Raw genomic sequence first — 20030 nt, forward strand, 5'->3', positions numbered from 1 at the left:
CCATTCTCTCCCCCCTTCATGGATGTCTTCCTGCTGGCCTTGCTGACCACGCTCAACGCGTTGTTCGCAATGTCCGAAATGGCCCTCTCGGTCAGCCGCCGCGCGCGCCTCGCGGCCTTGGCCGAAACCGGTGATGCAGGTGCCGCCGCGGCGCTCAAGCTGATGGAGGATCCGACTCAGTTTCTCTCGAGCGTGCAGATCGGCATCACGTCGATCGGCATGCTGAGCGGCATCGTCGGCGAAGCCGCCTTCGCCGAGCCGCTGGCCGTGGTGATGCACGGATGGGGGCTGGGAGAAGGCACCGCGAGCATCGTGTCGACCGCGGTGGTCGTGACCTGCATCACCTTCTTCACGATCATCTTCGGCGAGCTGGTGCCCAAGCGCATCGGCCAGCTCTATCCGGAATCGGTGGCGCGCTACGTGGCGCGGCCGATGCGCGGTCTCGCCACCGCGGCGAAGCCCTTCGTGCTGCTGCTCTCGGGCGTCACCGCGGCCACGCTGAAGCTGCTGCGCATCGACTCGAACACGGCCCGCACCGTGACCGAGGAAGAGATCTCGGCCAGCCTCGAGGAGGGCGTGGACGCCGGCGTGATCGAGATGCACGAGCACCAGATGGTGCGCAACGTGTTCCATCTCGACGACCGTCGCCTGAGCTCGCTGATGATCCCGCGCGCCGACATCGAGTGGCTCGACGCCGCATGGAGCGTGGCCGAGAGCCTGCAGAAGGTGTCGGCAGCCGGCGCCCTGAACCTCGTGCACTCGTGGTACCCCGTGTGCCGCGGATCGCTCGACGACGTGGTCGGCGTGATCAGTGTGGCCCACCTGCTGCGCCTCGGGCCCGCGCACGAGGGCACCATCGAACAGGCGGCCCAGGGGGCCGTGTTCGTGCCCGAGACGCTGACCGGCATGGAGCTGCTCGAACAGTTCCGCTCGCAGGCCGGCCGGCTGGTCTTCGTGGTCGACGAATACGGCGTGGTGCAGGGCCTCATGACGCCGCGCGACCTGCTCGAGGCCATCACGGGCGAACTGCAGGTGGCCACCCATGCCGAGGCCTGGGCGCGCGAGCGGCCCGACGGCGTCTGGGAGCTCGATGGCCTGATGCCGGTGTCGGAGCTGCGCGCGCGCCTCGGCATCCGCGAGCTCCCCGACGAGGACCGCGACCGCTACAACACGGTCGCGGGGCTGCTGATGCTGGTCTCGGGCCATCTGCCCGAGGTCGGCGAGCGCATCGACTGCGCGGGCTGGTGCTTCGAGGTGGCGGCGCTCGAGGGCAAGCGCATCGATCGCGTGCTGGCCTACCCCGACGCCGGCGCGGCCGACCTGGCGCCCTGAGCAGGGCTTTGAAGTCCAGCCGTGTGGCCGGCTGGCTGCTGCCGTTGCCTGACAGCGAAGCGCCCGCGCAGGCCTCCTATACTGGCCCGCCCCAGCCCCCCAGCCTGCCCAGGAGACCGCCATGACCCTTCCCGCCACCACGCTGCAGATCCACTCCCTCGTGAGCCGCCAGGGCGAGCTCACGCTCTCGCTGGCCGAAGTGCCGCTCGCGCCTCCGGGGGCCGACGAGGTGGTCGTGCGCGTCGAGGCAGCGCCGATGAACCCTTCCGACCTCGGCCTGCTGTTCGGCGCCGCCGACCTCGGCACGGTAGTGGCTTCGGGGACCGCGAGCCGCCCGGTGGTGGTCGCGAAGGTTCCGCAAGCGGCGCTGAAGAGCATGGCGGCACGGCTCGACCAGCCGATGCCGGTGGGCAACGAAGGTGCCGGCACCGTGGTGGCAGCCGGCAGCTCGCCCGCGACGCAGGCGCTGCTGGGGCGCACCGTGGCAGTGCTCGGCGGCGCCATGTACACGCAGTACCGCACGATCGCCGCGGCCCAGTGCCTGCCGCTGCCCGAGGGCACGACGGCGGCCGAAGGCGCCTCGGCCTTCGTCAATCCGCTGACCGCGCTCGGCATGGTCGAGACGATGCGGCGCGAAGGACACAAGGCGCTGGTGCACACCGCGGCGGCCTCCAACCTCGGCCAGATGCTCAACCGCATCTGCATCGCCGACGGCGTCGGCCTCGTGAACATCGTGCGCCGCCAGGAGCAGGCCGAACTGCTGCGCGGCCTCGGCGCCGTGCACGTCTGCGATGCCAGTGCGCCCGACTTCATGGCGACGCTGGTCGAGGCCCTGGTCGCCACCGGCGCCACGCTGGCCTTCGATGCCATCGGCGGCGGCAAGCTCGCGGGGCAGATCCTCACGGCGATGGAGGTCGCGCTCAACCGGACCGCCACCGAGTACAGCCGCTATGGATCGACCACCCACAAGCAGGTCTACATCTACGGAGGCCTCGACCGCGGGCCGACCGAGTTCGCGCGCAATTTCGGCATGACCTGGGGCATGGGCGGCTGGCTGCTGTTCCCCTTCCTGCAGAAGATCGGGCCCGAAGGGCAGGCGCGGCTCAGGGCGCGCGTGGCGGCCGAGCTCAAGACCACCTTCGCGAGCCGCTACACGAGCGAGGTCTCGATGGCCGAGGCGCTCACGCCCGAGCGCATCGCGGTGTATTCGCGCCACGCCACGGGCGAAAAGTACCTGCTCAATCCCGCCAGGTAGCGTCGGCCCACCAATCATCCTCCGGCCTGAACCAGGCGTGCCGGCCGGCTACGCGACCTGGGCCTGCGCCTCAGCTTCTGACCGCGCTGTCGGCCGGCCGTGCAGGCAGTCGCGCAGAGAGCGCCGCGAGTTGCCGATCGTGCGGGCGCGAGAGCAGCAACAGCGCCGCGATCGCACCGATCAGCGCCATGAACATGTCCGATTGCGTGTCCCACGGATCGCCCTGGGTGCCGAGGAACTCGTCGGCGCCCTGACCCATTGCGAGGGCGGCGCCCCATTCGATCAGCTCGTAGCTCGCGCTGATCGCCAGCACGATGCACACGACCACGAAGGCCAGCATCCGGCGTCCGCGCACGTAGTCGCCGCGCAGCAGGATCTCGCGTGCCGCGATCGCAGGCACCAGCCCCTGCATGAAGTGGCCGATCTTGTCGTAGGGATTGCGGTGAAGCTGCAGCAGCTCCTGCAGCCAGAAGCCCAGCGGCACGCGGGCATAGCTGTAGGCGCCGCCGAGCATCAGCACGCCGCAGTGGACGAAGACCAGTGCATAGAGCAGCGGCGTGAGCGGATAGCGGCCGTGCGTGAACCACAGCAGCGGCAGCACGATCAGCACCGGCGCCACCTCCATCCACCAGGTGGCGCGGTCGTACGGGCGCAGGCCCGAGAGCACGAGCAGCGCGATGAGCACCGCCGAGGCGAGGAGGAGCGCGGTGGGCGCCGTGTGGCGTTGGACGGGCATGTGGCGGCTGAAGGTGCGGTGGACCCGCGAGTATCGCGGAGCCGGCCGCCCCGCCTCATGCCGCCAGGAAGCGCTCTGCCAGCAAGACCCAGTAGGCCGACCCGATTGCCACGTTGGCATCGTTGAAGTCGTAGCCCGGGTTGTGCACCATGCAGGCGCCGGCACTGTCGCCGTCGCCGTTGCCGATGAAGAGGTAGCTGCCCGGCACGCGCTCGAGCATGAAGGCGAAGTCCTCGCTGCCCGGCAGCGCCGGACCCTGCAGCTCGACCTGGTCGGCGCCGACCAGCTCGAGCGCCACCTTGCGCGCGAAGTCGGTCTCGGCGGGCGTGTTGACCAGCACTGCGTAGCCGGGGCGCCAGTCGATGCGGGCCGTGACGCCGAAGCTCTCGGCCTGCGCAGCAATCACCGTCTTGACGCGCTGTTCCAGCCTGGCGCGCACCTCGCGGTCGAGCGCTCGAATGCTGATCTCGAGCGTCGCGCTCTGCGGGATCACGTTGTTGGCCTTGCCCGCATGCAGCGCGCCGACCGTGACCACCGCCATCTGCAGCGGATCGATGTTGCGCGAGACCACGGTCTGCAGCGCCATCACGATGCTCGCGGCCGCCACCACCGGATCGGCTGCGCGATGCGGCATCGCGCCATGGCCGCCGACGCCCGTGAGCGTGACGGTGGCGTAGTCCGACGAGGCCATCGCCGCACCTTCTCGCAGCACCAGCCGACCCTGCGGCATGCCGGGCATGTTGTGCATGGCAAATACCGCGTCGCAGGGATAGCGCTCGAACAGGCCGTCCTCCATCATGCGCAGCGCGCCGCCGCCGCCTTCCTCGGCCGGCTGGAAGATCAGGTTCAGCGTGCCCGAGAAGCGGCCGTGCTCTGCCAGGTGGTGCGCCGCGGCCAGCAGCATCGCGGTGTGGCCGTCGTGCCCGCAGGCATGCATCACGCCCGCATGGCTGCTTGCGTAGTGCAGGCCGGTGGCTTCGTCGATCGGCAGCGCGTCCATGTCGGCGCGCACGCCGAGCCGCTTCGTGCCGTCGCCGCGCACCAGCTGGCCCACCAGGCCCGTGCCGCCGAGGCCGCGCTGCACCTGGTAGCCCCAGGCCTGCAGCTTCTCGGCCACAAGGGCCGAGGTACGGTGCTCGTCGAAGGCCAGTTCGGGATGGCGGTGGATGTCGCGGCGCAGGTCGATGAACTCGTCGGCCTGGCCATGGAGGCGGTCCAGTAGTGCGCTCATGCGGGGTTCCTCATTGCGGTTGCAGGTTGATCGATTTCGCGATCGCGCGGTAGCGGGCGGTCTCGCTCTCGTAGAACTTTGCCGCCTCGGCCAGCGACATCGGCGGCGCCGCGAGCTGCGTCTGGGCAGCCAGCTGGGCACGGACGTTCGGGTCCTTCAACGTGGCGCCGATGGCATCGTGCAGCCGCTGCACGACCGGCTCGGGCGTGGTCTTCGGCACCATGAAGCCGCTCCAGATCTGGAACGCGAAATCCTTCAGCTCCTTGCCCTCGCTCACGGTCGGCAGGTTCTTGAGCAGCTCCGAGCGCCTGGCGCCGAGCTGGCCGATGACCTTGAGCCGGCCCTGCTCGGCCATGGCGCCCATGCCGGCACTGTAGACCAGCACCGCGAAATCGACCTGGCTGCCGCCGATGTCCTGCAGCAGCGGCGCGTTGCCCTTGTAGGGTGCGTGAATCAGCTGGATGCCGGCGCGGCGCTGCACGTCCTCGAGGATCAGGTGGTAGAGCGAGCCGACGCCGACGCTGCCGTAGGTGAGCGGCTTGTCGGCCGACTTGCGCGCCAGCGCGATCAGCTCGTCCATGCTGTTGGCCGGCAGGTCCTTGCGCGCCACCACCACCATGACCGCATCGGTCACCGGATGCACCAGGCGGAAGTCCTCGGCCTTGAGCTTGACCGCGGCGTTGGCGAGCGGCGCGAGGATGACCTCGTTGGGCGAACCCTGGAACAGGTAGTAGCCGTCCGCCGGCGCCGCCAGCACCTTCTGCGCCGCCAGCGCGCCGGCCACGCCGCCGAGGTTCTCGACGATCACCTGCTGGCCGAGCTCCTTGCCGAGCGGCACCGTGAAGATGCGCGCGGCCGCGTCGGAGGGCCCTCCCGCCGGGTAGGGCACCATCAGCGACACGGGCTTGTTCGGGTAACCCTGGGCACAGGCGGCGGCTGCGGCCAGCAGCAACAGGCCGGCGGCGATCGAACGTTGGATCAGCGGCTTCATGGAGCTCCTCGATGACGTGGGGGTGGATCGCATGCTAGGAGCACCGGCTGCGAACATCCAATGCATTGTTGTGCGCGTTACCATTCTTTCAATGCATGCATGAAAGGCCGCCGCCATGACGCTGGTTCAACTCAGGCACCTCATCTCTCTGGCCGAGAGCGGGTCCTTCAGCAAGTCGGCACAGGCCATGTGCATCACGCAACCGGCCTTCAGCCGCAGCATCCGCGCGCTCGAGGACGAGCTCGGTGCGCCGCTGTTCGATCGCATCGGCCGCCGCAGCGAGCTCACGCCTCTCGGCCGCGACGTGGTGGTGCGCGCAGGCCAGCTGGTGCTGGAGGCCGGCGAGCTGCGCGACAGCGCGCGCCGCATGCACGAGGGGCAGGGCGGTGCGATCCGCATCGGCATGGGCTCGGGCCCCGGCGCGATGCTCATGACCCCGCTGCTGATGCACATGGCGAAGCACCATCCCAAGGTGCGCGTGACGGTGGCGCGCGGTGCCACCGAGCTGCTGACCCAGGCCCTGCGCGCGCGCACGCTCGATGCGCTGGTGGTGGACGCCCGCTCGCTGGTGCCCGGTGTCGATCTGGAGATCGACACCTTCTGCGAGATGCGCGGCGTCTTCATGTGCCGCAAGGGGCATCCGCTGGCTCGCAAGCGCAGCGCCATCCGCTTCGATGCGCTGAAGCCCTATCCGATCGCATCGACGCCCCTGAGCGACGAGGTGGCGCGCAGCCTGGTCGAGGCCTATGGCCCGGACGCCCATCCGGCGCAGTGCGTGACGCTGCAATGCGAGGAACTGGCGAGTCTGGTCGACGTGGCGCGCAGCAGCGATGCGGTGCTGCTCGCGATCAGGGCCGCGGCGCCCGATCTCGTCGAGCTGAAGCTGCAGTCCGCACACCTGCGGGTGGCGCGCTTCGGGCTGGTGACGCTGCGGCGGCGCACGCAGGCACCTGGCCTTGCGATCGTGCGCGAGCTGATGCGGCAGCTGATGCACGACTGAGCGCGTGCGACTCGAAACCGGGCCTGGCCCTAGTCGTGGACCAGCGCCTGGGCCCGCGCCGCGAGCTGGGTGCGGTTCTCGACGCGCAGCTTGCGAAAGGCGTTGGCGAGATGGAAGCGCACGGTGGGCAGGCCGACTGCCATGTTGCGCGCGATCTGCTTGTCGGGGCAGCCCGAGAGCACCAGTGCCACCGCCTCCGCTTCGCGGTGGCTCAAGGCCGAGCGCCGCTGCAGCAGTTCGGTGACGCTCTCGCGCGCCGGTGCCGACAGCAGTGGGTCTGCCTCCCACTGGAAGCGCGCAAGCGCGGCGGCAAAGGCGGGCTCGACCAGGCGCAGCGCATCGATCGCGTTGCTCTCGAAGTTGCCGCGCTCGCGCCGACGCCAGATCCGCATGTCGCCGGTGCACTCGCCCTGCGCGAACACGTAGACGTTGACGCCTCAGTGCATGTGGTCGCGGGCCAGGAAGTCGTTGAAGAACTCGGTGCGCGACAGGTCGCTCTGGCAGAGGATCTGGGTAGCCAGCGTGGGATGGCGGCGCTCCATCATCGGGAAGGTGAGCGGGTCGATGAAGCGGTAGTACTCGTCCCAGCTGCGCAGGTTCTCGACCGACATGTTGAGCGCCTTGACGCGATCGAAGCGATGGGCGGCCTTGTCCCAGGTGAAGGAGACGTAGGTGTCGGCGCGCAGCAGGTCGAGCATGGGCAGCGCGAGATCGCCGCGGAGGGTGTCGGCGGGCGCCGCGTCGCCAGCCCTCGGAAGCTGCGTCTCAGCGCGCGCCTGTCGCCGCCTCGGCCACCCGTCGCGGCACCATCACGGTCGCATCCAGCAGCATCTGCGCCATCCCCTTGCCCAGCGGGTCCATGCGCATCGACGACGGACCGCCGCCGTCGAGTGCATCGTGCAGCAGCAGGTTCATCGAAACGGTGCCGGGCAGGTGGAAGCGCTCGACCTTGCCGTGCACCAGGTGCGCGAAATAGCTGCGCACGAAATCCGGCGTGATGCGCGACCACAGCAGCGACATCCATTCGGGGCGGCGTGCGACGAGGCCGATGTTCGAGAGATTGCCCTTGTCGCCGCTGCGGGCCCAGGCCAGGTCGATGAGGCGCAGCGCCACCTGTTCCTCGTCGTCGCCGGTGAAGGGCTGCGGATCGGCCGCTGCGGCCGCCGGGCCGCTCGAACGCGCCGCGGCCGGCAGCGCCACCGCATGGCGTTCGCCGTCGAGCACGAAGGCGGTCGGCACCTCGGACTTGGCGAGCGTGAAGGCGAAGGGCTTGATCAGCGGCGACACCGCGGGTCGGCCGCCACCCGGGCTCGTGGTGCCGGGTGCCCACGAGGTGCCCGAAGGCGCGATCTCGCGCGCGAACATCGCGAGCGCCGCCTTCTGCGGATGATTGGCGACCACGCGCATCGTCACCTCGCGGACCTGGCGCGTGCGCGAATGCGGGCCGTACAGCCACTCGGAGCCGATGACCTCGATGAAGGTCGAACTGAAGGGCGGCAGGCCCATCTGCTGCAGGATCTCGCCGGTGCGCTCGATGATGGCCTCGGCCGTGCGCACCGCCTTTTTCTCGGCATCGATGCCGATGAAGATCATGCTGCCGGCGCAGCGGAAGCCGTCGAGCTGGGTGGCCGAGACCTTGTAGCTGGCCGGCGGCGCGTAGCCTCGGGCCGGGCCCACGCGCACGCGGTCGGGGCCGACCTGCTCGATCACGACCTCGCGGAAGTCGCAGCTCACGTCGGGCAGCAGGTAGGCGCCGGGGTCGCCGATCTCGTAGAGCAGCTGCTCGATCACGTTGGCGCGGATCACCTTGCCACCGGTGCCTTCGGGCTTGGTGACGACGAAGCTGCCGTCCGCCTGGCATTCGACGATCGGGTAGCCCATGTGGGCCCAGTCGGGAATGTCTTCCCAGTCGGTGTGCAGGCCGCCGGTGGCCTGGCAGCCGCATTCGATGATGTGGCCCGCGAGGCTGCCCGAGGCCAGCAGGTCGAAGTCGTCGCTCGTCCAGCCGAACTCGTGCATGAGCGGGCCCAGCGTCACGGCGCTGTCGACGCAGCGGCCGGTGATGACCACGTCCGCGCCCGCGGCCAGTGCGGCGGCGATCGGCAGTGCGCCCAGGTAGGCGTTGGCGCTCAGCACCTTCTCGGGCAGTGCCTCGCCGGTGAACATGTCGCGCGTGCCGTTCTCGCGCAGCTGCGGCATCTGCGTGCTGACGTCGTCGCCTTCGACCACCGCGATGCGCAGCGCGATGCCCTCGGCCTCTGCCAGCGCCTGCAGAGCGGCGGCACAGCCGTGAGGGTTGATGCCGCCCGCGTTGCTCACGACCTTGACGCCCTGGCGCTTGACCTCGGCCAGCACGGACTTCATGGCGATCTCGACGAAATCGGTGGCGTAGCCCATCTCGGGCTTCCTGGCGCGCGCGGAGGCGAGGATCGACATCGTGGTCTCGGCCAGGAAGTCGAACACCAGGTAGTCGAGCCGGCCCAGCTTCACGAGCTGCGGCGCGGCGACCATGCTGTCGCCCCAGAAGCCCGAGGCGCCTCCGATGCGGACGGTGGTCTTCTTCGGCGCGGGCTGGGGCTCGGAGGTGGTCATGTCGGTTCGCTTCTCGGTCGCAACGGGACTACGAGCTTAGCCACGAGGGGCGCAAAACGCTTGCGCCAAGTCGCTGCCGGCGCCGCGGCCTGGCCTCAGAGCCGGCGTGCCTGCGTCGGCTGGCGCGACCAGTAGATGCCGTCGAGCCGGTCGAGCCGCACCTCGCCGCCTGTCGAGGGCGCATGCACGAAGCGGCCTTCGCCCACGTAGATGCCGGCATGCGAGGGTGTCGCCGCGCCGAACAGCACGAGATCGCCGGTGCGCAGGCTGGCCATGGGCACCGGGCGCCCGAAGCCCGTCATGCGCGCCACCGTGCGCGGCGTGGCCTGGCCGGCCCCCTGGCGGTAGGCGTAGCCGATCAGGCCGCTGCAGTCGAAGCCGCCCTGGGGCGTGTTGCCCCCATAGCGGTACGGCGTGCCGACCAGGCCCAGCGCCTGGATCGCGATGTCGTTCGATTGCTCGGCGGTCAGCGCGCCCGGATAGCTGTCGAACGACGCGGCGGGAGGGCGGGTGGCACAGCCCGCGGTGAGCAGCAGGCCGGCGGCGAGCGGTGCCGAGCACAGCAGACGCCTGCGGGCGGCGCAGGCGGATGAGGCGGCGAGGACGTGATGAGGCATCGAAGCGGTTCGCGCGGTCGGCTGTGGGGACGGCGTGCATTCTGCACCCGCAGGCGGGCAGCCACTAGGCACAAGACCCCGCGCCGGCGCCGGGCTAGCCTCGCGCCCACAGGAGACACCATGGAATTCCTAGAGGCCCCACCGCTGCCGTTCTATTTCACGCCCGAGCACGAGCAGTTCCGCGCCGGCCTGCGCGAGTTCATCGCGCGCGAGATCACGCCCTTCGTCGCCGAGTGGGACGAGGCCGAGACCTTTCCGCGCGAACTCTACGTGCGCGCGGCCGAGATGGGGGTGCAGGGGCTGGGTTATCCCGAGGCCTATGGCGGAACGCCGGCCGACGTGTTCTTCCAGCTCATCGTGGCCGAGGAATTCGCACGCTGCGGCGGCGGCGGGCTGCAGGCCTCGCTCAATTCGCACAGCATCGCGCTGCCGCCGATCCTGCATGCCGGCAGCGACGCGCTCAAGCAACGCGTCATTCCGCCGGTGCTGGCCGGCCGGAAGATCGCGGCGCTGGCGGTCACCGAGCCTTCGGGCGGCTCCGACGTGGCGGCGCTGAAGACCACCGCGATCCGCGACGGCGACCACTACGTGGTCAATGGCGAGAAGACCTTCATCACCTCGGGCATGCGCGCGGACTTCATCACCACCGCGGTGCGGACCGATCCTTCGATCAAGGGCGCGGGCGGCATCTCGGTGCTGTTGATCGACGGCGACACGCCGGGCCTCAGCCGCACCGCGCTCAAGAAGATGGGCTGGTGGAGTTCCGACACCGCCCACCTCCGCTTCGACGACTGCCGCGTGCCGTTGGTCAATCTCGTGGGGGTGGAGAACAAGGGCTTCAAGACCTTCATGAACAACTTCAACACCGAGCGCCTGTTCATGGCCACGCTGGCCTGCGGCTTCGCCGAGGTCTGCCTCGAGGAGGCGGTCGACTGGACGCGCCAGCGCACTTCCTTCGGCATGCCGCTGTCGGAACGCCAGGTGGTGCGCCACAAGGTCATGGACATGACGATGCGCATCGATGCCGCCCGCACGCTGATCTACGACCTGGCCTACCGCATCGAGCACAAGCTGGCCGATCCGGCACGGCTGGTGGCGCGGGTCTGCCTGGCCAAGGTGCAGGCCACGCAGGCGATGCAGTTCTGCGCCGACCAGGCCGTGCAGCTGCTCGGCGGCATGGGCTTCATGCGCGGCACGCGCAGCGAGCGCATCTACCGCGAGGTCAAGGTCATGATGATCGGCGGCGGATCGGAGGAGGTCATGAAGGACCTCGCGGCGCGCCAGCTCGGGCTCTGAACTCGGCGCAGCCACTTCGCGCAAGACCGGCACCGAGCCGGTCCCTAAGCTCGAACCACACCACCTCCAGCGACCATGGCCATCATCGAATCCACCATCTCCCCGGGCAGCGAGGCCTTCAAGTCGAATGCCGATGGCATGCTCGCACTGCTCGAGCGCGTGCGCGGCTACGAACGCCGCAGCGTCGCGACCTCGGCCAGGTCGCGCGAGCGCTTCGAGAAGCGCGGCCAGCTGCTGCCGCGCGAGCGCCTGTCGCTGCTGCTCGATCCGGGCTCACCCTTCCTCGAGATCTCGTCGCTGGCCGGGCTCGGCCTCGACAACCCCGACCTCGAGAAGAGCGTGCCGGGCGGCGGCGTGATCGGCGGCATCGGCTGGGTCTCGGGCGTGCGCGCGATGATCAACGCCTCCGATTCCGGCATCGACGCCGGTGCGCTGCAGCCCATGGGCATTCCCAAGCAGCTGCGCATGCAGGAACTCGCGCTCGAGAACAAGCTGCCCTACATCCAGCTGGTCGAGAGCGCGGGTGCCAACCTCATGACCTACAAGGTCGAGGAGTTCGTCACGGGCGGCAGCCTGTTTCGCAACCTCGCACGCATCTCGGCCGCGGGGCTGCCGGTGGTCACCGTCACGCACGGCTCGTCGACCGCGGGCGGCGCCTACCAGACCGGGCTGTCGGACTACATCGTGATGGTGCGCGGACGCTCGCGGGCCTTCCTCGCGGGCCCGCCGCTGCTGAAGGCCGCGACCGGCGAGATCGCCACCGAGGAGGAACTCGGCGGCGCCGTCATGCACACCTCGATCTCGGGCCTGGGCGACTACCTGGCCGAGGACGACCGCGACGCGATCCGCATCGCGCGCGAGATCCTCGCCAAAATCGACTGGAACCGCGACCTGCGGGTGGAGCCGCCGCGCGCCTTCAAGCCGCCGCGCCACGATGCCGAGGAACTGCTCGGCATCATGCCGATGGACCACAAGCGTCCGGTCGACATGAAGCAGGTCATCGCGCGCATCGCCGACGATTCCGAGTTCCTCGAGTTCGGCGAGAACTACGGCGGCGCGACCGTGGTCGGCCACATCAAGATCGAGGGTCTGCCGCTGGGCGTCATCACCAACAACGGCCCGATCGACCCGGCCGGCGCCACCAAGGCCACGCACTTCATCCAGGCCTGCTGCCAGTCGAGGACGCCGATCCTCTACCTCAACAACACGACCGGCTACATGGTCGGGCGCGATTACGAGGAGGCCGGCATGATCAAGCATGGCTCCAAGATGATCCAGGCCGTGACCAACGCCACGGTGCCGCAGATCACGATCTACTGCGGCGCCTCGTTCGGCGCCGGCAACTACGGCATGTGCGGGCGTGGCTTTCATCCGCGCTTCTGCTTTTCCTGGCCCAACGCCAAGACCGCCGTGATGGGCGGCGAGCAGGCCGCGCAGACCATGGTCAACGTGACCGAGGCTGCCATGAAGCGCAAGGGGGGCGAGGTCGACCGCGAGAAGCTCGACGAGATGGAGCGCCGCATCGTCGAGCGCTTCGACAGCCAGATGAGCGTCTTCACGACCAGCGCGCGCCTGCTCGACGACGGCGTGATCGATCCGCGCGACACGCGCACCGTGCTCTCGAAGGTGCTGTCGATCTGCCGCGACGCCGAGCTGCGCGAGCCGCACCGGATGCAGTTCTCGGTTGCTCGCCCCTGAAGCCGAAAGCGCCTGCAAATGACCCACGACACCATTCCGGCCGGGACCGCCACGCCCTTCCACAAGATCCTGATCGCGAACCGCGGCGAGATCGCGCTGCGCGTGATCCGCAGCGCGCGCGCCATGGGCTACCGCACGGTGGCGGTTCACTCCACGGCCGATGCCGATGCGCGCCATGTGCAGGAGGCCGACCAGGCGGTGTGCATCGGCGAACCGCTGCCTGCGCAGTCCTACCTTCGCATCGAGGCCATCATCGAGGCCGCGCGCCTGAGCGGCGCCGATGCGGTGCACCCGGGCTACGGCTTCCTGGCCGAGAACGAAGATTTCGCGCAGGCCTGCAAGGACGCGGGCCTGGTCTTCATCGGGCCCTCGGCCGAGGCCATCGTCTCGATGGGCAACAAGGCCGGCGCCAAGACCTTGATGCAGGCGGCCGGCGTGCCCTGCATTCCGGGCTACCAGGGTGAGGACCAGGGCGAAGAGCGCCTGGCCCGGGAAGCCGCGCGCATCGGCTTCCCCGTGATGATCAAGGCCACGGCGGGCGGTGGCGGACGCGGCATGCGGCTGGTGCCGTCGGCGGCCGAGTTTGCCGAGCTGCTGCGCAGCGCGCGTTCGGAAGCGCAAAGTGCCTTCGGCGACCCCGAGGTGATCCTCGAGCGTGCGATCGTCGAGCCGCGCCACATCGAGATCCAGATCTTCGCCGACCGCCACGGCAATGCGATCCACCTGGGCGAGCGCGACTGCTCGGTGCAGCGCCGCCACCAGAAGCTGATCGAGGAGGCGCCGTCGCCCGCGGTCGATGCCGCCTTGCGCGAGCGCATGGGCGCGACCGCGGTGGCGGCCGTGAAGGCGATCCGCTACGAAGGTGCGGGCACGCTCGAGTTCCTGCTCGACCGCGAGGGAAACTTCTACTTCATGGAGATGAACACGCGGCTGCAGGTCGAGCATCCCGTGACCGAGGCCGTGACCGGGCTCGATCTGGTCGAGTTGCAGCTGCGCGTGGCGGCCGGCGAGGCCCTGCCGCTGACGCAGGCACAGGTTCGCTTCGAGGGCCATGCGATCGAGGTGCGCCTGTGCGCCGAGGATGCCGACCAGAACTTCATGCCGCAAAGCGGCACGGTGGCGCTGTGGAAGATGCCGACCCGGCTGCGGATCGAGGATGCGCTGTGCTCGGGCGCCGAGATTCCTCCGTACTACGACTCGATGATCGCCAAGCTCATCAGCCACGGCCGCACGCGCGACGAAGCCAGGCGCAAGCTTGCCGCCGGGCTGGAAGACGCCGTGGCGCTCGGCGTCACCACCAACCAGGCCTTCCTGCGCAGTTGCCTCGCGCATCCGGTGTTCGCCGCCGGCGGCGCGACCACGGCCTTCATCGGCCAGCACCAGGCGGAACTGCTGGCATCCGACGATGCGGCCCGTGCCCGCGCGGCAGCGCTGGCCGCGGTGCTGCTCTACGAGACCACGGGAGCGCGCGGGCCTCGCGCGGCGGGCCGGCGGCTCTTGCACAACCTGCCGATCTCGCTGCGCTTCGAGCTCGGCGGCAAGGCGCAGGCCGCAAGCGTGACCCTGCCCCGGCAAGGCCGTTTCGAGGTCGCGCTCGATGAGCGACGCTTCGCGATCGAAGGCCTGGTGCTCGGCGAGGACAGCGTGCGCTTCGTCTGCGACGGATTGCAGGAGCATGCGACCTGGTTCCGCGACGGCGCCACGCTGCTGCTGCAGTACCGCGGCCTGGCGCTGCGCATCGAGGACAAGACCCGGGCGGCCTCCGCGCGCCAGGGCGACTCGGGCGGCGACGGCAAGCTGCGTGCTTCCATGAACGGCCGCGTGGTGGCCGTGCTCGCGGCGGTCGGCGACACCGTCGCGGCCGGCCAGCCCATCGTCACGCTCGAAGCCATGAAGATGGAGCACGTGCACACGGCACCGGTCGCGGGACGCCTGTCGGCGCTGCATGTGTCGATGGGTGAGCAGGTCGGGGCGAGCCGCGTGGTGGCCGAGATCGAGGTGGCGGAGGCGGCGCCTGCGTGACCCTGAGCCCGGCCCTCGGGCCGGCCGCCCGGCGCGCGAAGCCAAGAACGACCCAGCAGCCGAAGGAGACTCATGACCGACCCCACCGACGCCGTTCTCCACGAGAGGCGCGACCACGCCTTCTGGGTCACGATCAACCGCCCCGACAAGCGCAACGCGATCAACAAGGACGTGATCGCGGGCATTCGCGAAGGCTACCGGCAGGCGCACGCGGATCCGCAGATCCGGGTGATCGTGCTGACCGCGGCGGGCGACAAGGCCTTCTGCGCGGGTGGCGACCTGCAGCCGGGCGCGGGCTTCGCGTTCGATCTGTCGCGGCCCAACATCGACTACGCCGACATGCTGCGCGAGGCGCAGGATTCGACCTTGCCGAGCATCGCGCGCATCAACGGCGTGTGCATGGCGGGCGGCCTCGGCCTGCTGTGCATGACCGACATGGCGGTCGCCGCCGATCACGTCCAGTTCGGCCTGCCCGAGGTGAAGATCGGGCTCTTTCCGATGCAGGTGCTGAGCCTGCTGCAGCGCATCGCGCCGCGCCGCGTCGTGCGCGAATGGTGCCTCACGGGCGAGCCCTTCGACGCCGCCGAAGCCAAGCTGCACGGCCTGCTCAACCACGTGGTGCCGGCGTCCGAACTCGACGCCAAGACCCAGTGGCTGATCGACCGGCTGGCCGGCAAGTCGCCGACCGCGATCCGGCGTGGCAAGTACGCGATGCGAGCGCTCGAGGCCATGTCCTTCGACGAAGGCATCGCCTACACCGAGAGCCAGATCGCACTGCTCGCGATGACCGAGGACGCCAGGGAAGGCCTGGCGTCGTTCAACGAGAAGCGCAGGCCCACGTGGACCGGGCGCTGAGGCATCCGCCCCTCAGGGCCGCGCGCGGCGCCTCGCCCTTGGCTTCGGCACCGGCCGGAGGTCCTGCGCGGTCAGCCGGAACTCGTCGTTGTCGGCAAGTCGCTCGGCCGCCAGGTCGATGAAGGCTCGCACGCGCGCGGGCTGCCCGACGCGACTGCCGTAGTAGACGTAGAGCCCCAGGTGGTCCGTCACGTGCTCGACCAGCAGGGGCACCACCTGGCCCGAGCGCACCAGCGGTGCCGCGGTCGCGCCGACCAGCTGTCCGACGACCTGGCCCGCCACCACGGCGCGGGCCTCGAGGTCGACATCGTTGGTGCACAGCGCGGGCGCAACGTTGCGTTGCACGGTCTCTTCGCCGACCTTGAACTCCCACGGCATCACGCGGCCGCTGGTCGGGTGCCGAAAGCAGCTGCAGCGGTGCCGGGCCAGGTCATCGATGGTGGCCGGGGCGCCGTGGCGCGCGAGGTAGGCCGGCGCGGCGCAGACCACCAGCTGCACCGGCATCAGGCGGCGCGCGATCAGGCCTTCCTCGGGCGCGATGCCGACCCGGAATCCGATGTCGACCCGGTCCTCGACCCAGTTCCCGATGCGGTCGTCGAGCTGGACGTCGGGCTCCACCTGCGGATGCAGGCGGCAGAACTCCTCGAGCAGAGGCCACAGCACCTGCAGCATGGTGGCGCGCGGCGCGACGATGCGCAGCGGCCCAGCGATCTCCTCGCGCCCGCGCCGCGCGCCGTGCAGCGCGCGCTGCAGGGAAGCCAGGCCCGGTTGCGCGGCCTCGAGGAAGCGACCGCCTTCCTCGGTCAGGCTCAGGCGCCGCGTGGTGCGGTGGAAGAGCCGCACGCCCAGGTGCGCTTCGAGCTGGCCCAGGGCCTGGCTCGCGGCCTGCGGCGTGATGGCCTGGGCCGCGGCGGCCTGGCGCAGGCTGCCGAGCTCGGCAGCCTGGATGAAGGTGGAGATGGCGCGCAGTTCGTTGAATGCCATGAAGGATTATCACGATCGGCTTGTGAATGAAGCATTGGATTGTGGGCTAGTTGCTTATCAATCGGAAACCTACATTGCCCTCACCGCAACGCATTCATCCACCTCTCCCGAAAGGAATCACCATGGTCACCCCTTCTTCCGAATTCAAGCGCGTCTGGTTCGTCACCGGCGCCTCGCGCGGCATCGGCGCACGCATCGTCGAGGCCGCGCTGGCCCACGGCGATGCCGTGGTCGCGACGGCGCGCGATGCCGCCTCGCTCACCGGGCGCTTCGGCGAAAGTCCGGCGTTGTTGGCTGTTTCTCTCGATGTCACGAACGAGTCTCAGGCTGCCGACGCTGCGCGGGCCGCGATCGCGCGCTTCGGCCGCATCGACGTGCTGGTCAACAACGCCGGCTTCGGTCTGCTCGGAGCGATCGAGGAGGCCACGGCCGACGAGGTGCGCAGGCTCTACGAGACCAACGTCTTCGGCCTGCTCAACGTCACGCGCGCGGTGCTGCCGTCGATGCGCGCGCGGCGCAGCGGCCACGTGGTCAACATCTCGTCGTTGGGCGGCTATCAGTCGGGGCCGGGCTTCGGCGTCTATTGCTCGACCAAGTTCGCGGTCGAGGGCCTGACCGAGGGCCTGCATGCCGAACTGGCACCGCTCGGCATCCACGCCACCGTGGTCGAGCCCGGCTACTTCCGCACCGACTTTCTCGACGGCAGCTCGCTGGGCATCTCGCCGCTCGAGATCGAGGACTACGCCGAGAGCGCTGGCCGCGTGCGCGAGGCCGCAAGGCAGATCAGCCACAACCAGCCCGGAGACCCGGTGCGGCTCGCGCAGGCGCTGATCACGCTGGTGGAGGCGCCGGTGCCGCCGCTGCGGCTGCCGCTCGGCACCGACGCGCTCGCGGTGATCCACAGCAAGCATGCCTTCGTGGAACAGGAAACCGCGGCGTGGCAGGCGCTCGCCGCATCGACGGACTTCCCGATGCGCTGACAGGTCCTAGTAGGTCTGTGTCGGCTTCGACGGGCCGGTACGGCTTTCGGCGGCGGGCGGCATCGCGGTGTCGCCCTCGCGCACCTTGGCCCTGGCCCTGAAGATGTCCGGCGCCTCGAGTCGATCGAGCGAGCTCTCGGTCACCGGTTTGCCGGGATGCTGGCCCACGGTGGGCGCATCGCAGCCGCGGTCGCTCATCGTCACGCGGCCGCGCTCGTCCTTGCACTGGATGAGCCGCTGCTCGGCGTTCGCGGCGGTCATGAGGCCCAGCAGGGCCATGCAAGAAAGTAAGCGAAAGGTATTCATGATGCCGCATGTTACGGCGTCCGGTTTCCGGCGTCCAGCGCCGCGCGGGCGCAAGCGGCGAGGCCTTTGCTAGAGGCCCGGATCGCCGAGCTCGCCGGCCAGGACCTTGCGCCCCTTCGGTGTGATCGCGAGCACCTGGGCCGGGCTGTCGGGATCACCGCCGGCCTGCATCTGTTCGGCCGGCGGAGGCACCCAGGCCGTGACCAGGCCGGCGGTGCGCAACGCACGCAAGCGGTCGATGTCGGCGGCCGCGTAGAGGGTGTAGGGCAGTCGTCGTCCGGCAATCCGGCGCAGAAGCTCCATCGGCATGAGCGCTCCTTTCGAGCAAGGGTTGCACTCGCATACGCAAGTCCCGTGCGCGCTTCGCCCGGCGCGGCCGTTCGCAGCCGGTGCGTGGCGCGGCGCCGTTGCGTTGCTACTTGCGGACCACCGCGGCGCCCCTGGGTCCTGCGCAGCCGGCGCGGTACACGCCGTCGACGCACTTGACGCCGCCGCGGTACACCGGTGGCGGCGGCGGCGGGGGGCGCGCCACGACCGCGGCGCCGTTCGGGCCGACGCAGCCGGCCCGGTAGACGCCCTTGGCGCAGGCGACGGCGCCGGCTTCCAGCGGGACCAGGCCGAGCAGGGCCACCGCGGCCGAAGCGGCCAGCAGGCCGGCCTTCGCGCTCAATGCTTCGAGTGAGGTCACGGGATCATCCTTTCCGGATGGGCACGGAAACCGTGCATCTTCAGGTTGGCGGGGCGTCACGCCGGGCCTGCAGCAGATGCCAGAACCGACGCCGCGAGCGCGATTGTGCGACCGCGCGCCGGCGCTGTCACTGATCCCTCAGCGGCCCATGAAGCCGATCACGAGTGCGTTCACGAGATCGATGAAGAAGCCGCAGACCAGCGGCACCACGATGAAGGCGCGCGGCGCGGCGCCGTGCTCGCGCGTGACTGCGGTCATGTTCGCGATGGCGGTGGCGGTCGAGCCCAGCGCGATGCCTCCGAAGCCGGCGCAGATCACGGCCGACTCGTAGTCGCGCCCCATGACGTAATAGACCACGAAGACCGTGAAGGCGATCGCCATCAGGATCTGCAGGGCCGCCGCGGTCAGCACGAAGAGCGCCACGCCGTTCATCTGCCAGACCTGCAGGCCCATCAGGGCCATGGTCAGGAAGACGCCGAGACAGACGTCCGAGATCAGCGCCACGCCCGGACGCATGCGGTCCCAGTGCCACAGCTGGCCGCGCTGCTTGGTGAATCGGGCGCTGACGTTGCGCAGCACGATGCCGGCGATCAGGCTACCCACGAAGTCGGGCAGGCGCAGGCCGGTCATCGCGATCGCGCTGCTCACGCCGCGGCCCAGGATCAGCGCGAGGTTGAGCCACAGCAGTGCCAGCAGCACGCTGTGGTAGTCGAGCCGCGCATGCGACTCGTCCTCGTGGCGAACGCTGATCTCGAGCGCGCCATCGGTCGACGAGGCCAGGCGGTGTCGGCGCATCAGCCAGGTGGCGATCGGGCCGCCGATCGCGCAGGCGGCGATCAGGCCCGCCATGTTGGCGGCCAGGCCGATGGCCTCGGCATTGAGGATGCCGAGGTCCTTCACGAAATGCGGTGCCCATGCCAGCGTGGTGCCGACCCCGCCCGTGAGCGAGATCGAGCCCACCAGCAGTCCTGCGCGCTCGTCGAGCCCGAAGCTGCGCGCCACGCCCATGCCGAGCAGGTTCTGCATGACCATGAACACGCTGGCGACCACGGCAAGGATCACCAGCGGCCGCCCGCCCTTCGCCAGCGTGCGGATGTCCGAGCCGAGACCGATCGCGGCAAAGAAGTAGAGCAGCAGCACGTCGCGCGCGCCGAGCTGGAAGTCCAGCTTGAGGCCGAACACCAGGTACAGCGTGCTGACCACCGCGATGCATGCCAGGCCGCCGATCACGGGCTCGGGGATGCTGTAGCGGCGCAGCACCTCGAAGCGGCGCGTGCAGGCCTTGCCCACGAACAGCAGCAGGATGGCCAGCGTGAAGCTGACGTAGGCATCGAGATGGAGATCGTGCTGCAAGGCGGGCGGTCCGGTGGTCTGCGGGCCCCGAGCATAGCCGCGCGCGCAGGCAACTCGGGGAAACCCGATACGTAATTTCACTCGCCGGATCGTC

The 20030-nt window shown here is 69.7% G+C and carries 20 protein-coding genes; 8 read left to right on the forward strand and 12 right to left on the reverse strand.

Features of this window, described 5'->3' with window-relative positions; genetic code table 11:
• The first annotated feature begins 18 nt into the window (after positions 1 to 18).
• Together QTH87_RS04225 and QTH87_RS04230 are read left to right on the forward strand one after the other, a co-directional pair.
• Positions 19 to 1332 (forward strand): hemolysin family protein, encoded by a 1314-nt coding sequence (locus tag QTH87_RS04225; protein WP_286608023.1) that lies wholly within the window; start codon positions 19 to 21, stop codon positions 1330 to 1332.
• Between the two features lie 121 nt (positions 1333 to 1453).
• Complete coding sequence (locus QTH87_RS04230) at positions 1454 to 2587, forward strand: zinc-binding dehydrogenase (RefSeq protein ID WP_286607145.1); 1134 nt, start codon at positions 1454 to 1456, stop codon at positions 2585 to 2587.
• Positions 2588 to 2657: 70 nt separating this feature from the next.
• Here the strand turns inward: QTH87_RS04230 and QTH87_RS04235 are convergent, their stop codons facing one another.
• Genes QTH87_RS04235 through QTH87_RS04245 form a run of 3 tightly spaced genes read right to left on the reverse strand, consistent with a single transcriptional unit; the run spans position 2658 to position 5545 of the window.
• Complete coding sequence (locus QTH87_RS04235) at positions 2658 to 3323, reverse strand: DUF2238 domain-containing protein (RefSeq protein WP_286607146.1); 666 nt, start codon at positions 3321 to 3323, stop codon at positions 2658 to 2660.
• A gap of 55 nt (positions 3324 to 3378) precedes the next feature.
• Positions 3379 to 4554, reverse strand: a complete 1176-nt coding sequence (locus QTH87_RS04240) for a M20 aminoacylase family protein (RefSeq protein ID WP_286607148.1) — start codon at positions 4552 to 4554, stop codon at positions 3379 to 3381.
• A gap of 10 nt (positions 4555 to 4564) precedes the next feature.
• Complete coding sequence (locus QTH87_RS04245; RefSeq protein ID WP_286607150.1) at positions 4565 to 5545, reverse strand: tripartite tricarboxylate transporter substrate binding protein; 981 nt, start codon at positions 5543 to 5545, stop codon at positions 4565 to 4567.
• Positions 5546 to 5660: 115 nt separating this feature from the next.
• Between QTH87_RS04245 and QTH87_RS04250 the strand changes: the two genes are divergently transcribed.
• Positions 5661 to 6545, forward strand: a complete 885-nt coding sequence (locus QTH87_RS04250) for a LysR family transcriptional regulator (protein ID WP_286607152.1) — start codon at positions 5661 to 5663, stop codon at positions 6543 to 6545.
• A gap of 29 nt (positions 6546 to 6574) precedes the next feature.
• Here the strand turns inward: QTH87_RS04250 and QTH87_RS04255 are convergent, their stop codons facing one another.
• The 4 genes from QTH87_RS04255 to QTH87_RS04270 form a co-directional block, all read right to left on the reverse strand.
• Positions 6575 to 6967, reverse strand: a complete 393-nt coding sequence (locus tag QTH87_RS04255) for a helix-turn-helix domain-containing protein (RefSeq protein ID WP_286607154.1) — start codon at positions 6965 to 6967, stop codon at positions 6575 to 6577.
• Between the two features lie 15 nt (positions 6968 to 6982).
• Positions 6983 to 7243 (reverse strand): hypothetical protein, encoded by a 261-nt coding sequence (locus QTH87_RS04260; RefSeq protein ID WP_286607156.1) that lies wholly within the window; start codon positions 7241 to 7243, stop codon positions 6983 to 6985.
• Between the two features lie 67 nt (positions 7244 to 7310).
• Complete coding sequence (locus tag QTH87_RS04265) at positions 7311 to 9137, reverse strand: acyclic terpene utilization AtuA family protein (RefSeq protein ID WP_286607159.1); 1827 nt, start codon at positions 9135 to 9137, stop codon at positions 7311 to 7313.
• A 95-nt stretch (positions 9138 to 9232) separates the two neighbouring features.
• On the reverse strand, positions 9233 to 9754 hold the full coding sequence (locus tag QTH87_RS04270) for a C40 family peptidase (protein WP_286607161.1): 522 nt from the start codon (positions 9752 to 9754) through the stop codon (positions 9233 to 9235).
• Positions 9755 to 9874: 120 nt separating this feature from the next.
• Between QTH87_RS04270 and QTH87_RS04275 the strand changes: the two genes are divergently transcribed.
• From QTH87_RS04275 to QTH87_RS04290, 4 genes are all read left to right on the forward strand, one after another.
• Complete coding sequence (locus QTH87_RS04275; RefSeq protein WP_286607162.1) at positions 9875 to 11050, forward strand: acyl-CoA dehydrogenase family protein; 1176 nt, start codon at positions 9875 to 9877, stop codon at positions 11048 to 11050.
• A gap of 75 nt (positions 11051 to 11125) precedes the next feature.
• The gene (locus tag QTH87_RS04280) at positions 11126 to 12748 is read left to right on the forward strand and encodes an acyl-CoA carboxylase subunit beta (protein WP_286607164.1); all 1623 of its coding nucleotides are present in this window, start codon (positions 11126 to 11128) and stop codon (positions 12746 to 12748) included.
• 18 nt (positions 12749 to 12766) lie between these two features.
• Complete coding sequence (locus QTH87_RS04285) at positions 12767 to 14770, forward strand: acetyl/propionyl/methylcrotonyl-CoA carboxylase subunit alpha (protein WP_286607166.1); 2004 nt, start codon at positions 12767 to 12769, stop codon at positions 14768 to 14770.
• Between the two features lie 72 nt (positions 14771 to 14842).
• Entirely contained in the window at positions 14843 to 15625 is a 783-nt protein-coding gene (locus QTH87_RS04290) for an enoyl-CoA hydratase/isomerase family protein (RefSeq protein WP_286607168.1), read from the forward strand.
• A 12-nt stretch (positions 15626 to 15637) separates the two neighbouring features.
• Here QTH87_RS04290 and QTH87_RS04295 read toward each other — a convergent pair whose 3' ends face one another.
• Positions 15638 to 16609, reverse strand: coding sequence for a LysR family transcriptional regulator (locus QTH87_RS04295; protein ID WP_286607169.1), 972 nt, complete (start codon positions 16607 to 16609; stop codon positions 15638 to 15640).
• A 122-nt stretch (positions 16610 to 16731) separates the two neighbouring features.
• Between QTH87_RS04295 and QTH87_RS04300 the strand changes: the two genes are divergently transcribed.
• Positions 16732 to 17589: an oxidoreductase gene (locus QTH87_RS04300; RefSeq protein WP_286607171.1), complete on the forward strand. Its 858-nt coding sequence runs from the start codon at positions 16732 to 16734 to the stop codon at positions 17587 to 17589.
• 6 nt (positions 17590 to 17595) lie between these two features.
• On the opposite strand, the gene QTH87_RS04305 is transcribed toward QTH87_RS04300, so the two are convergent.
• From QTH87_RS04305 to gltS, 4 genes are all read right to left on the reverse strand, one after another.
• Entirely contained in the window at positions 17596 to 17868 is a 273-nt protein-coding gene (locus QTH87_RS04305) for a DUF4124 domain-containing protein (protein ID WP_286607174.1), read from the reverse strand.
• Positions 17869 to 17964: 96 nt separating this feature from the next.
• Positions 17965 to 18204 (reverse strand): hypothetical protein, encoded by a 240-nt coding sequence (locus QTH87_RS04310; protein WP_286607176.1) that lies wholly within the window; start codon positions 18202 to 18204, stop codon positions 17965 to 17967.
• 106 nt (positions 18205 to 18310) lie between these two features.
• Positions 18311 to 18583: a hypothetical protein gene (locus QTH87_RS04315; RefSeq protein WP_286607177.1), complete on the reverse strand. Its 273-nt coding sequence runs from the start codon at positions 18581 to 18583 to the stop codon at positions 18311 to 18313.
• Between the two features lie 138 nt (positions 18584 to 18721).
• Positions 18722 to 19936 (reverse strand): sodium/glutamate symporter, encoded by a 1215-nt coding sequence (gene gltS, locus QTH87_RS04320; protein ID WP_286607179.1) that lies wholly within the window; start codon positions 19934 to 19936, stop codon positions 18722 to 18724.
• Positions 19937 to 20030: the final 94 nt, after the last annotated feature.

Origin of the sequence: Variovorax jilinensis, from assembly GCF_030316885.1 — a bacterium.
GTDB classification, from domain to species: Bacteria; Pseudomonadota; Gammaproteobacteria; order Burkholderiales; family Burkholderiaceae_C; genus Variovorax; species Variovorax jilinensis.